The organism is Planomonospora parontospora, from assembly GCA_014647935.1.
In the GTDB taxonomy this organism is placed as follows: Bacteria; Actinomycetota; Actinomycetes; order Streptosporangiales; family Streptosporangiaceae; genus Planomonospora; species Planomonospora parontospora.
Genome location: BMQD01000039.1, coordinates 21,947 through 36,215, shown reverse-complemented (window position 1 = coordinate 36,215; position 14,269 = coordinate 21,947). Strand labels below are relative to the sequence as shown.

7 protein-coding genes are annotated in these 14,269 nt (G+C 65.6%); 2 read left to right on the top strand and 5 right to left on the bottom strand.

Annotated elements, in window-relative coordinates; translation table 11 throughout:
• Positions 1-23: 23 nt before the first annotated feature.
• Positions 24-7,955 carry a DUF6531 domain-containing protein gene (locus tag IEZ07_RS32765; protein ID WP_301549369.1) on the top strand — a complete coding sequence of 2,644 codons (7,932 nt, stop codon included), beginning with the start codon at positions 24-26 and terminating at the stop codon, positions 7,953-7,955.
• A 119-nt stretch (positions 7,956-8,074) separates the two neighbouring features.
• On the opposite strand, the gene IEZ07_RS36450 is transcribed toward IEZ07_RS32765, so the two are convergent.
• The 4 genes from IEZ07_RS36450 to IEZ07_RS32740 all read right to left on the bottom strand — a co-directional run bounded on the left by IEZ07_RS36450 (position 8,075) and on the right by IEZ07_RS32740 (position 11,840).
• Positions 8,075-9,150, bottom strand: a protein-coding gene (locus tag IEZ07_RS36450) for an IS630 family transposase (protein ID WP_444980681.1) whose coding sequence is annotated in 2 segments (ribosomal slippage) — positions 8,075-8,607 and positions 8,607-9,150 — 1,077 coding nt in all. Because the reading frame shifts where the segments join, the coding sequence is not laid out codon by codon here.
• 261 nt (positions 9,151-9,411) lie between these two features.
• Positions 9,412-10,623 (bottom strand): IS701 family transposase, encoded by a 1,212-nt coding sequence (locus IEZ07_RS32750; protein ID WP_301549368.1) that lies wholly within the window; start codon positions 10,621-10,623, stop codon positions 9,412-9,414.
• A gap of 81 nt (positions 10,624-10,704) precedes the next feature.
• Positions 10,705-11,304, bottom strand: a complete 600-nt coding sequence (locus IEZ07_RS32745) for an IS630 family transposase (protein WP_239321087.1) — start codon at positions 11,302-11,304, stop codon at positions 10,705-10,707.
• Positions 11,301-11,840, bottom strand: a complete 540-nt coding sequence (locus IEZ07_RS32740; RefSeq protein WP_191898340.1) for a helix-turn-helix domain-containing protein — start codon at positions 11,838-11,840, stop codon at positions 11,301-11,303. The genes IEZ07_RS32745 and IEZ07_RS32740 overlap by 4 nt, the downstream gene beginning before the upstream one ends.
• Before the next feature lie 396 nt (positions 11,841-12,236).
• On the opposite strand from IEZ07_RS32740, the gene IEZ07_RS32735 reads away from it, so the two are divergent.
• Positions 12,237-13,178: a tyrosine-type recombinase/integrase gene (locus IEZ07_RS32735; RefSeq protein WP_191898339.1), complete on the top strand. Its 942-nt coding sequence runs from the start codon at positions 12,237-12,239 to the stop codon at positions 13,176-13,178.
• Positions 13,179-13,408: 230 nt separating this feature from the next.
• On the opposite strand, the gene IEZ07_RS32730 is transcribed toward IEZ07_RS32735, so the two are convergent.
• Complete coding sequence (locus IEZ07_RS32730; RefSeq protein WP_191898338.1) at positions 13,409-13,837, bottom strand: DUF7674 family protein; 429 nt, start codon at positions 13,835-13,837, stop codon at positions 13,409-13,411.
• Between the last annotated feature and the right edge of the window lie 432 nt (positions 13,838-14,269).

Below are 14,269 nucleotides of genomic sequence, written 5' to 3'. Positions count from 1 at the left end.
CCCGCGCGGTCACCACCTCCGGCGTGCAGGGTCCGTGGTCGGGCTGGGAATCAGCCAAGATTGACGTCAACAAGCCCGCGGGGACCGGCCTTGGGATTCTGCCGGGTGTGCAAGCAGACGGGCGATGGACGATCTCATCGCTGACGCCCTGGTTCTACACCAAGGTGACCAGCGCGAACAGCGCCGCCTCCTACCTGGCCGCCGAGATCGAGCACGACCCGGTGGCCGGTCAGGGCTCGGGGCTGATCTGGTCGGGTAAGGGCACGACCTCCTACGCCTCCGGCGCGAACGCGTGGGTGAAGGTGCCAGCGGCCAAGCTGACCGACGGCATGGCGATCCGCTGGCGGGTGCAGGGCGTGACCACTTCCGGCGTCAAGGGGGCGTGGACCGATTGGCAGAGCGCCACGGTCGACCTGAAGAAACCGCTGGCTGATGGCTTGGGCATGAACCCCGGCGTCCGCGGGTCGGCGTCTTGGAAGGCCGGATCGCTGACCCCGTGGCTGTATGCGAAGGTCACCGACCCCGAGAACCGCGCCTCCTTCCTCGGTGTCGAGGTGGAGCACGATCCGGCCGCCCCTGCCGGGCAAGGCACCGGGCCGATCCACGCGGCCACCGCGACCACCTCGTATGCGTCCGGGACCAACGCCTGGGCGCAGATCCCGGCCGGCAAGCTCAAGGACGGCTGGCTGATCCGCTGGCGGGTGCAGGGCGTGACCACCACCGGCGTCAAGGGCCCGTGGAGCGAGTGGCAGTCGGCCACCGTCAGCGCGCTGCCGTTCCTGACGTTCTCCCCGGAGAACAACACCCAGGTCGGCACGTTGACGCCGGTGCTGTCGGCGCACGCCCAGCCGGTCAACGAGGCACCCGTCGTGTACTGGTTCCAGGTGTGTTCCGGTACCCCGGACAAGTGGACGTGGTGTGAGGACTCGCCCGAGTGGGACAAGTCCGGCAGCTGGCAGGTCCCTGAGGACAAGCTGAAGTGGGGCCAGACGTACTGGTGGTTCGCCAAGGCCTCCACCGGCAGCGCCACCACGGTCACCTCCTCCTGGCGGACCTTCACCCCCACCCCCGAGCAGGGCACGATCAACTCACTGCTGACCGCCGGCACCGAGGGCCGCGAGTTCAGCCACACGGCCGGCAACTACACCCACACCGAAAGCGACCTGACGGTGCCCGCCGCGGGGCCGCCGCTGACGGTGACCCGCACCTACAACAGCCTGGACCCGCGCACCGACGGCGCGTTCGGCGCGGGCTGGACCAGCCGCTGGGACATGCGCATCGAGGACGAGCCGCAGACCGCGACGCTGCTGGTGACCTACCCCGACGGCCAGCAACTGCGATTCGCCGCCAAGGGCGACGGCACCTACGCCGCCCCGGCCGGCACCTACGCCACCCTCGCGACCGTGACCGGGGGCGGCTGGCGGCTGATGGACAAATCCTCCACCTCCTACTGGTTCGACGCCTCAGGCCGGCTGACCAAGCTCACCGACCGGCGCGGCCGCGGCAACGAGCTGACCTACGGCACCGACGGCAAGCTGGCCAAGGTGGTCGCGACCGGCGGCCGGTCGCTGACGTTCACCTGGACCGGCGCTCACGTGACGGCCGTGTCCACCGACCCGGTCGACGGCACGCCGATCACCTGGACCTACGGCTACGACGGCGACAAACTCACCAAGGTCTGCCCGCCCGCGACCGATGGCGCGTGCGTGACCTACACCTACAGCGACGCCTCGCGGTATCGCAGCCTGGTGCTGGACGCGGGCCCGGAGGGCTACTGGCGGCTGAACGAGACGGCCACCGCCACCGGCACGAAGATCGGCAACGTGGTGGGCTGGCGCCCCGGCGCCGAAGAGGCCACGCTCGCCGGCGCCGCGGACGCCACCGCCGCCGTGCCCGGCGCGCTCGGCGGCGTCCCGGACACGGCCATGCGCTTCCGCGGGACGGCGAACTCGGCGTATGTGGCGCTGCCGGAGGCGACCATCAGCGGCCAGGGCGGCACCCTGGCGGTGGAGGCCTGGTTCAAGACCACCGCCTCCGGCACGGTGATCGGCCACCAGAACGCGGCGTCCAACGCCCCGTCGGCCTTCACCCCGGTCGTCTACGTCGGCACCGACGGCAAGCTGCGCGGCCAGTTCTACACCGGCGCATCCACGCCCATCACCTCGACGGCCAAGGTGAACGACGGCGTCTGGCACCACGTGGTGCTGTCCGGCGCCGAAAACACCCAGACGCTGTTCCTGGACGGCCAGGCCGTCGGCACGCTGGCGGGCACCATCACGCACGCCGACCAGTGGGAGACCCGGATCGGCTACGGCACCGGCTCGCCCGCCTGGCCGGCGACCACCAGCTCGACCGCGGCGTTCGCGTTCAACGGTGACATCGACGAGGTCGCCGTGTACGGCAAGCCGCTCGGGCTCGGCCTGGTGCGCGCCCACTACGCGGCCCGCGCGCCGCAGCCGCAGCTGGCCACGGTCACCCAGGCCTCGGGCCGCACCTGGGCCAGCAACGCCTATGCCGCCGACGGCGGCCGCCTGACCAGCCACACCGACCGGCACGGCGGCACCTGGAAGCTGTCGGCGCCGGCGTATGCCACCGCCTCCAGCACCCAGACGCTGGCGACCGTCACGGTGACCGACCCCCGCGGCGGGACGCTGTCCTATGTCAACGATCCGCTCCGCGGCAACCGTGCGGTGAGTAAAAGCGATCAGCTCGGCCAGACCGCCCGCTACAGCTACGACACCGGCGGGTTCCCAACCAAAGCCGTCGACCGCAACGGCAACGAAACCGAGCTGTCGTTCAACGCGCGCGGCAACGTGATCGCCAAGAAGACCTGCCGGACCGCGCAGGCCTGCTCCACCGAGTACTTCGACTACTACCTGAAGGTCGACGAGCTGTTCGACCCGCGCAACGACCAGATGACCGTCTCCCGGGACGGCCGCTCCTCCTCGGCCACCGACGACACCTACGCCACCCGCACGGAGTACACCTCCCACGGGGAACCGGCGAAGACGATCTTCCCGGCGACCGGTGACTTCCCCGACGGCCGTTCGACGAGCATCTCCTACACCGACGGCACTGAACCAGCCATTGGCGGTGGTAACACACCGGCAGGGTTAGTGGCTTCCCAGGAGGACGCCAAGGGCAACGAAGTCACCTACGCCTATACTGCGTCCGGAGACGTGACTGAGGTGAAGAGCCCTCTCGGTGCGGTCACCAAGCATGCGTACGACGCCATCGGACGACTGATCACCACAACTCAGGTATCCCAGACTCATCCCAATGGTGTGACCACGCACTTTGTCTATGACGCCAGGGGACGATTGTTGAGCAGTACCGGTCCCGGCGTGAAAAACGAGATCACCGATGTGACGCACACGGCCAAGACGGCCTACACCTACGATGCCGACGGCAACCCGCTCACCGAGACTTTCACCGATCTGACCGGTAGTGATCCGGCGCAGACGATGACCTACGCCTACGACGACGCCGGCCACATCGCGTCGGTGATCGACCCGGAGAACAGCGTTACCCGATCCACCTGGGATAACACCGGATCGCGGACCAGCATGACCGACCCGGTGGGCACAGTCACCACTTTCGCCTACACCGAACGCGGTGAATTGGCCTCCCGAACACTCAAGAACTGGACCGGTAGCCCAGTCAGCCCGCAAGCCGCTCAGGATGTGGTGCTGGAGTCCTTCGCCTACGACCCTGGCGGACGCTTGGCGACCCAGGTGGATGCGATGGGCCGCAAGACGTCTTACACCTACTTCAGTGACGGCTTGGTCTCGCAAGTGATTGCTGATGATGCTCGGTTGAACGGTTCCACCACAGCCACGGATGTGGTACTGGAGACCAATACCTACGACGCGGCCAAAAATCTCATCCGTCGAGTGACCGGCGATGGCAAGGAGCAGACGGATTACGCCTACGACGCGGCTGGTCGGCTAACTTCGACGATCCTCGATCCTGACGGCTTAAAGCGCACCACCGCCATGGACTACGACAAGGGCAATAACGTCATCAAGAGGACGTTTACCGGCTCCGGTAGTAGCAGCCGAATCGAGTCAGTCGAATACGCCTACAACGCCAGCGGCCAAATGACCCGACAGGTCATCGAGAACGGCGATGCCGACCTGACCTCCACCTGGGTGTACGACGATCGCGGGCTGCTGGTTGAGCAGATCGACCCTCGCGGCAACACCTCCGGCGCGACCGCGGCCGACTTCACCACCACTATGCGCTATGACCTACTGGGGCGACTCGTGGAGACGACTGCCCCGCAGGTCAGAATCGAAAAGAACGGGTCGGCCACCGAAAGCCGGCCGACGGCTCGATACGGCTACGACAACATCGGCCGACAGACGCACACCACCGACGCCGAAGGCCGCGTCTCAGTCTCTACCTTCGATAAGTCCGGCCGCCTGACGTCCACTGTCATGCCGCCTTACGCCCTACCGGGCGGCAGCACCCTCACCCCCAAGACCAGCTACGCCTACGACGCGGCGGGCCGTACTACGGCCGTCACCGACCCCCGCGGGTATGTGACCTCCACCGAATACGATGCGCTAGGCAACCCGGTGCGGGTGACGCTGCCAAGCGCCTCGGGGTCGAGCGGTGTCTCGATTTCGGAATATGACCTACTGGGTGAGCAACTGGCATCCGTCGATCCGACCGGTGCACGGACCGAAGTGACCTACGACGATCTCGGGCGGCAAATCACTCAGACCCAGATCGAGCGCAAACCCACCACGACCGCGCTGACCACCACCTTCACCTACGACACCGCCGGTAACCTCATCAAGACCGTGGCGCCGGACAACAAGGTCACCAGCTACACAGTCAATGCCATCGGCGAAATCACTGCCACTACCGGCCCCAGCGGCAACACCTCCACCGTTGTCTACGATGCCATCGGCCGCACGGTGAAGACCACGGACGCGCTCGGCAACGTCACCGAGGCCGAATATGACCTGGCCGGACGGCAAACCGCCGCCAAGGACCTGGACCCGTCCGGGACTGTGGTCCGGACGATCGGCTTCGACTACGACCCAGCTGGTAACCCGATCCACACTGCCTCCGGCGAAGGACACGTCACCTCGCGAGAGTTCGACGCCCTGGGCCGCCTGACGAAGCTGATCGAACCGATCTCCGTCGATAAATCGATCACCACCACGTTCGGCTACGACGCCACCGGCGCTCGCACCCGCTTGACCGATGGCCGCGGTAACACCACCTGGACCACCTACAACACCCTTGGCCTGGTCGAATCAGTCATCGAACCACCCACTACCGCTCATCCCAACACCGCCGACCGCACCTGGACTCACCTGTACGACGCGGCTGGCAACAGCATTACCACATTGCAGCCGGGCGGCATCCGCCTCGACCGCACCTTCGATCCTCTTGGCCAGGTAACCAAGCAGATCGGTACCGGCGCCTCGATCACAACTCCGGAACGGAGCTTCACCTACGACCAGTCCGGTCGTCCGACCGCCATCGGTGACTACGGCCTGGCCTACAACGACCGCGGTTTGCTCACCCAGGTGACCAAGGCCGGCAATCAAGTCGCGGCTTACACCTACGACGCTCTGGGCAATCCCACCCAACGCATCGACGTCACAGGCACCGCCACCTACACCTGGGACAACGCTGGTCGCCTGGAGACCGCGACCGACCCGGTCACCGGCCGTACCCTCGCCTACGACTACGACAAGGCCGACCGGCTCACCAGCAAGACCACTACTGATCCGGCTACCACCCACGCCTACACCTACGACGCACTCGACCGGCTCACTTCCCAGGAGCTGAAGAGCAGCACCGGCACTGAACTGTTGAAGATTGCCTATGGGTGGGACAAGGACAACAACCTCACCACCAAGACCACCACCGGCACCGCCGACGCCGGTACCAACACCTACGACTACGACCATGCCGGACGCCTGACCTCCTGGATCGCCCCCGACGGAAAAGTCACCGCCTACACCTGGGACGACGCTGGCAACCGGATCAAAGCCGGAGACGAAAGCTTCGTCTACGACGAGCGCAACCGGCTGATGTCCGGCGGCGGCACCGACTACACCTACACCCCCCGCGGCACCCTCGCATCCGAGACCACCAATGGGGTGACCAAGAACCTCGTCTTCGACGCCTTCGACCAGCTCATTTCCGACGGTGAGACTACCTACGGCTACGATGCCTTCGGCCGGATGACCTCTCGTACCAAGGGCACCAATCAGCAACGGTTCATCTACTCCGGAGTGACCAATGACATCGCTGCCATCAACGATGGCGTCGGTGCTCTGCAGGCTAAGTACGGCCGTGATCCCTTCGGCGACCTACTCAGTCTGCAGGAAGGCAGCGACCCCGCGCTCGGAGTGATGAGCGATCTTCACGGTGATGTGGTGGCCACTTTCACCGGCGCCGCGCTGGTCGACTCGGTCGCCTACGACCCCTTCGGCAAGGTCACCCACCACACCGGTACTAAACGCTCGGTCGGCTACCAAGGCGACTACACCGACCCGGACACCGGCAAGGTCAACATGCACGCCCGCTGGTACCAGCCCGGCAACGGCGTCTTCGCCTCCCGTGACAGCGCCACCCTGTCGCCAGACCCGTCGGTGCAGGCCAATCGCTACACTTATGGCAATGCTGGCCCGCTGACCAGCATCGACCCCAGCGGCCACGCCGCGATCCGGACTCCTGGCACCACCAGCGCCCCCGGGGCCAGCAGCACCTGGTCATCATCCGACAGCGACTCCATCGACTTCAGCGACTACTTCGTCAACGACAGAAACAGTGGCTGGGACACACCCATCAAGGGCTGCAGCGGCTTGGACTGCTTGTACACGTGGGGCCAGCCTGCCGGCCCTCTTGTTTACACCGGAATCGATGATTTCGAAAGCAAAAACTTCGGGTTTATGGCGTGGGCTCCAGAGTTCGACCCTACCGAAGCCAAGCGGGCTGGCTTCATGCATAACGGCGGGCAAGCACCAGAAGGCTATTGGGAAGCCGGACCCGAAGCGCAAAAATTGTACATGAATATATACAAAGTCCCATCTGCGACCCTGGAGGATCTCGCTGAAATCTGGAAGGCCATACGAGACATAGACAACAATGGAGGAGTAGCAGCAGGAGGAGGGGGAGGGGTAGGGGGTGCCTATGGTACTTCTAGGGCTTACTTTTCCAAAAAAGGTGGGCGCGGTAGCGCGCCAGACCCTTGCCGTGGAAGCAACAGTGAAAAGTGTGTTCGACTCCGCGCTACACACCGCTGGGACGGCACGCGATGGATTCCGAATAAGCCAGCCCAGCCTCCTCGCGTCACAAATGAAAGGCTCAAGAAAATCTTAATGTCGGGAGATGGAGGGATCTATGCCCGTCCAGGGACAAAGGCTGGCGTAGTAGGGGACGGAACGGTCTCCACAGGACTGGAGTTCGAACTTAAGACTGGCCTTACGATCGGTGGGAGATACCATCCGCTCAAGGCCGCTGGATTAATGTCGGAATTAGCCAACCTGCTGGAGGCGAACAGGAAGCTTGGTAACAAGCTCCTATCCGCCGCTGACAGACGGGTGGCTCTTGTCGAGTTCACTAAACTCTGGAATGTTCTGAACAACGTCCCCGATTCGACAGGGAAGATCACTACATGGCTGCAGGGCGACGGTAAAAGATTGCAGTCATTTGCCGGATCGGTAAAAAATGTCTTGAAAAAGTCTGCAGTAGCCCATATAACTGGAGAAAAATTTACGTACGATTCGAGAGGTAAGCCGACACATGCTCCGAGGACCGGTACCCCCCGCGGAGGTTTCCTTCGCTCTGTTGGTGCTGCCGGGAAAGCTCTCGGTGTCGCTGGGGACATATTTATGATAGGTGAGTACACTTTGCAATGGTGGGATTGTCTAGTCGACAATTATTGTCCTCGCCCAAGATTGGACAATCTGCCGGATACAATTTAGCACTCCAGCCGCACTTACCACCTCCGCCGACGCATCCGGTCTCCTCTTCCAATCAGGCGCCCTGCTCCTGCTGGAGACCCTGCGCGTCACCGGCCTGTACTGAGCAAGAAAGCCGGAGGTTACGTCGGATCAGCGATTGTCAGACCGGTCTCGGCGACGAACCCGTTCAGCAGGTCGGGCCGGTACTGCATGGATTTGAGCCGGCTCTTGATCAACGCGGTGAGCTGGTCGATGCCGTGAACGGCGAAGTTGAGGACCTTGGTGCGCAGGTTGGACCAGATGCCCTCGGCCGGGTTGAGATCGGGCGCGTACGGCGGAAGCCGGTAGACCAGCAGCCAATCGGCCTGAGCAGCGATCCACGCGCGCATTCGGGCGCTGACGTGCTCGGGAAGGCTGTCCCACACCAGCGAGATCGGCCCGCCGAGCTGGGCGTGCGCGGCGCTCAGCAGGGCCTGGAAGGCTTCCTCTCCGAAGCCCTTGGGCTCGTGCTTGCGGCGGTGGTAGGTGAGCGTGCGGTAGATCAGGCGGGTCCGCCGGCCGGGCTTGACGCAGAGCAGCCCGGCGATCGAGGTCCGTCCCGCTCCGCTATAGGCGACCGGCAGGACCGGCGTGCGGCCCGCGGGTGCCCACGTTCGTCCTTTGGGCGGCCTCAGACTCTGGCCGGACTCGTCGGCGAAGCAGAGCCAGGAGTCCCAGGCCGCCCGGGTGCTTTTATCGCGGGCCAGGTCCGCTTGACCCAGGTGGCGACCTGGTCCTCGTCGCGCCGGGCGGCCCGGTGCGCCGGGACCTGGAACGACCAGCCCAGCCGCTGGAGCAGGTAGGTAACCCCGCGTGGGGTGTAGTGGATGTGGAACGTCTCGGCGATCAGCAGCGCGATCCGCGCAGCGGTCCAGCGCTGGTCGTCCCAGCCGTGCGCGGCCGCGCCCTCGGCCAGGAGCGCCTCCAGGCGGTCGGTCTGCTCGTCGGTGAGCTTGCAGCCGGTGCCGGCGGTGCCTTTGGAGCGCAGTGCGGCCTTGCCGCCTTTCTGCCAGGTCCGGTGCCACTCGCAGGCGGATTTGCGGGTCACGCCCAGCAGGTGGGCCACCCGCGGTGGCTGGATTCCTCCGGAGAACATGTCCGCTGCCCGAAGCCGCAGCACCTCGCGCCGTTCTCGTTCGGTGTCGGACAGTCCTCCGCTTCTGTCGGAGTACCTCATACCTCCAGGTTGCCACCTGGGGAAACAGCGAGAACGATCGCCCTGGGCGCCTCATGACGCCTGGATTTCTTCGTCAGTACTACATTCGTAGGTCCGGTGGGAGTGGGTCACCGCGTCGCCGGTAATGGCTGATCAGAGCGCGTGTCTGGTGGAGCCGCCGGAAGTGTGACCAGGCCAGGACGTGATCGATGGCGTTGGCCGCCGGGATGAGCAGCCGGGCCAGGACGCGGCGGATCCCGGCGAGTGAGAGCCACAGCAGCCTCAGCCCGCCGGCGCCTCCAGAAGCAGGCGGTCTTTTCCCTTGCCCGCGGTCTCGTCGGCGTCGGCGGGCAGGGCGGCACGCATGGCGGCCAGGAATGCCAGCGCGAGCATGGCGATGGTGACGTGCCGGTGCCACGGGGTCCACTTGCGGACCTGGTAGGAGGTCAGGCCGAGCAGGTCCTTGCCGTGCTCGTTGTTCTCCTCGATCTTCCAGCGCATCCCGGCCGCGTCGATCAGCTCGGTGACCGGGACGCGGGCCGGGGCATGGGCCAGGAAGAACTCCACCTCCGTCGGGGCGCTGACGGAGCGGCGGATCAGCAGCGTGTGCGCGTGGCCGGGCGCGGGCGCCTGCCCGGCCACGGCGACTGCCAGGGCGGTCCAGTCGTAGACGCGCAAGCCCTTGGTGCCGGTCCCGCACGAGCGGCGCTCCCAGACCCCGGCCCGGCCGAGAGCCAGGATGCGGTCCAGCACGTGCCCGACCGGCTCGACGCCACCTCGGGCAGCGACCAGCGGCAGGTCGACCGGGACCGCCATCACGTAGGAGATCGCCCGTTCGTGGCAGAACGCGCACAGGTGCGGGTCGCGGCCGTAGCCGGAGTCGGCGCACAGGTAGCGGAACGGGGTGCCGGCCGCGAGCTCCTCGGCGAGCATGTCGATCACCAGCTGCGGTTTGGTGCGGAAGGCGACGTGCTCGGGCACCCCGGCCCGTGCCCGCCGCTGCGGATCACCGGCCCAGGACTCGGGAAGGTACAGGCGCCGGTTGACGAAGGCGTGCCCGGCGGCGGAGGCGTAGGTGAGCATGGGCATGACCTGGCAGTTCTCCACCTGGCCGGTCAGGCCGCAGTACTGGTCGGCCACGCCGACGGACATCTGACCCTTCTTGATCGCGCTGGTGTCGTCGGCGATCAGCACGCCGTCGGCGCGGCCCAGATGTGCGATCACGTGAGAGCGGACTTCGTCGCGCAAGGCGTCGACGTCCCATTTCGCGCGGTCCAGCAGGTGCTCGAAGCGGTGGGCGGTGGCGTGGCCGATGTGGTCGGCCAGCTGCCAGGAGTTCTTGCGGGGTACGTCGGCCAGCAAGGCGCGCACCAGGTCGGCGAAGGCCTGGCGGGGTTCGGGCCGGGTGAACAGGGGGCCGGCGATGCGCGTGATCAGCGCGGTCAGTTCCGCATCCCAGGACACGACGAGATCGTAGGTCAGAGCGCACGTCACGTACTGACGATGGACCAACCACATTCCGTGACGCAGTCAAACGAATCAAGATCTACGAATGTAGTACCGGTGCTGCGTTCCTCAAAGCATGTAGACAAGCCGGCGGCGCAGGCGTCGGGGAGCCGGTGGCGGCCGGCCCCAGACCCAGGGTCTGGCCTGCTGGTTGAGCTGGGCGGTCGCGATGCGGGTGGCGTAGTCGATGTCGCCCGGACCGGCGAAGGACACCCCGGCCAGGGCATGTCGGCGGAAGATCCGCCACCACGCTTCCTGCAGGTTGAGCCAGCATGCGCCGACCGGGATGAACGCGTGCCGGATCCGCGGGTGCTCGGCCAGCCAGGTTCGGGTGGCGAGGCTGTTGTGGCTGGACAGGTTGTCGGCGATCACAACGATGTCGCCGGTGCCGGGGTTGGCGTCCTCGATCTTCTGCAGGAACTCCTGATAGGACGCGCTGTTGCGGGACGGGGACGTCATCGTCACCGCGGTGCCGTCGGCCACGCGCAGCGCGCCGTAGACCCAGGTCTTGGCCGGTCCGCGCCGGTACTCCAGGGGGACCTTGATCCGGTGTCCGTCTCCTGACCAGGCCGGTGCCGGCGGGAACGTCCGCGGAGTGACGGGCCCCAGTTCGTCGGTGCACACGACGACCGCGCCTTCGGGCGGGTCGGTGTACAGGCCGACGATCACCGTTCTTTTACGGCGAACCCGGGATCTTTGCTGGTGCTCCAGGATCGGGTGCGCCGCCATCTCACCCCCTCGGCCAGCAGGATCCGGCGGACCTGGGAGCGGCCGACGGCGATGCCCTGCCCGCGGGCTGCGGCGGTGAGCGCGTCCAGGGTCCACACCGCCGGACCGGTCTCGTCGTCGGCCTCCGGTTCGCCCCAGGGTCGCCAGCGCAACCTGCCGGGCGGGGTGCTCTTGGCCAGCGCGATGATCTGTGAGCGTTCGGCCTGGGTGAGGCGGGCCTTGCGGCCGGAGCCGGGCCGGTCGCCGAGACCGTCCAGACCCTCGGCGTTGAAGCGGCGCAGCCGGCGGCGCACCGTTTCCGGATGGCAGCCCACCCGCTCGGCGATGGCCGGGCCGCGCATCCCGCTCCAGCTCAGCACCACGATCCTGGCGCGCTGGATCCAGTCGGCTGGAGCGTGACGGGCTCCGGCGAGCTTGCGGACCTGGCGTTCTTCCTGGGCATCGCGCGGCGCTCGAGCGCGCAGCAGTTTCGGCATGGCAGAACCCTCCCGCCAGGAAGGATTCCCCTGGTCAGGGCAACCGAGCGGTGACAATCTCCATACCCGTTGAGGAACGCAGCACCGGCCACCATCGAGGTTGACGGCCACAGCTCGCAACGCCGCCCCGCTTCACCTCCTACCAGGACAGGACCGCGAATTTTCTGAGCAACAGCGGCACGGAGAGAAAACCTATGTCGGCGCGCTGATGATCGCCGCGGGACCCCTCGGTTCGCCCACTATCCCATGTACGTGATAATGGGCTATTCTCACGTACACGAGCGATCATGGCAGCGCGTCGACCAGGGGATGCCTTCGCCAGGGCGGTGCGCGACTCCGGCGCGTTATCCGGTACATCCCCCCAGCCGGTTCAACGAGCCCCGCCCGGCGGCCAGCATGAGCGCGGCGCCGAAGGTCGCCGTGCTGCGCGGCGGGCACGTCACCCTCACTGCGGCCGCCGACGCCTTCCTGTCCACGGCGCGCACGGCCAACCCCAACACCCACCGCGCCTACGCCTCGGCCATCGACCGCGTCATCGCCCTGCTCGGCCGCGACCGGCCGCTGGCCGAAGTCACCGACAGCGAGATCGGCGCCGCGCTGACCGAGCTGTGGGGCGAGCGCGCGCCGGCGACCTGGAACCGCAACCGCGCCGCCGTCGCCTCCTGGCTGGCCTGGTGCCAGGCCAAGAAGTACTGGACCGCCCCGTCGGTGCCGGCCGAGGCCGAACGGCGCCGTGAGAGGGCCGACGAGACCCGCGCCGTGGCCAAGAGCGCGATCCACCGGCTGCTGAGCCGCCGCGACGTTCCCCTGCGGGAGAAGACGCTGTGGCGGATGCTGTATGAAACGGCGGCTCGCGCCGCCGAGGTCCTCGCCCTGAACGTCGAGGACCTCGACCTGGAAGGTCGCCGGGCCCCGGTCCGCTCCAAGGGCGGCGCCGTCGAGTGGGTGTACTGGGAGTCCGGCACCGCCCACCTGCTGCCCCGCCTGCTTCGTCTGCCCGACGGCACGTCGCGGACCCATGGCCCGCTGTTCCTGTCCGAGCGCCGCCCCGTCCCTGCTCGCCGGCCCGCGGCCGCCGACATCTGCCCGCACACCGGCCGCGCCCGCCTCGGCTACGATCGCGCCCGCGTCCTGCTGGACACCTACGCCGGGCTCGACCTGCACCAGCTGCGCCACAGCGCCGCCACCCATCTGGGCGAGGCGGAGATCCCGCTGCAGCTCATCATGGGCAAGACCCGGCACAAGAACCCCCGCACCGCCATGCGCTACGTCAAACCCGGCGCTGAGGCCATCGCCAAGGTCACCGAGGTGCTGGCACCCCGCCGCCGTGCCCACTGATCAACACAGTGGCGGCTCGCCGGAGCTACAGGAGTTCCAGGCCGAGTAGGAGGAATCCAACGTGCCAGGGGAACCCCGCCCACCCGGCGCGACAGCCGGGTGATTGCGCTGGCTAGGTCGCGAAAACACACCGTAGCCGAACGCTTCAGCCGACCAAACGAAGATCGCGAAAGATCAAGGCTAGATTGCCGAAGCGGCACAACTCCCATCTTTCATGCTCAGTCCACCAGCTATAGATTTCCCATCTGTTCGACAGTTCGAGGTCCACACAGATCATAAATTTCGGAAGGGAGCTCCGAGAGGCTTTCGACTATTTGTTCGACAACAAGCTCCCTTACATGAAGAGAGGGGTATTTTAGAAGCTCTTCTGTCGCTTGGAGACATCGGAATGATAAATCAATATTTTTTTCCTCAATAGCGGAGAATAGGGTGTCAGCCAGGCCGTATATATAATTCCAAAGCGTCACACATCCACCATCCTCCTCCGCATCCTCCTCGAGTCTGCGAATAAATTCCTCCATTTCAGGCACGCGGTCAGTGATGATTTTCCGCACCCTCATGTCTGGATATAGAGAATCCGGAAAAGAGTCTCCCTCGTCCAAATAGGAGCGGGCGAGCTCAATTAGGCTTTGATCCTGCTCTTTGTCCCCATCTTTCATTGTGTACCCTAAAATCCTCAAATATAGACACTGTATTTCATATTATTATACCATTAAGTCTGGAGAGGGATAGACTGCTGCGGCTACCATTAGTTCGTTGAATAAAACGTTCCGCCAGGCATCAATCCTTTAATGGTCGTTCGAGCGCTTTGGGGATGCGTGATGACCGCTCGCGTGCAAGCTCTATTGACACCTCGCCCGCTGGGAGGCCGGACGATTGCCGATTATATCTAACCAGTTCGTAGGTTTCCGAACTCTTCAGAGGCATTCCCCGATGTAGGCCAGAGCGGATCGGCGAAAAAGGAGCGCACCAGCGCGGGCAGCTTCTGTACGGCCCAGTGCTCCCGAAGTTACGGCGAGCCGCAAAGTAACTGACCGGTAGATATCAACTTCAGTGCGTAACCATCACGGGTGGTGCATACCTGCCGGTAG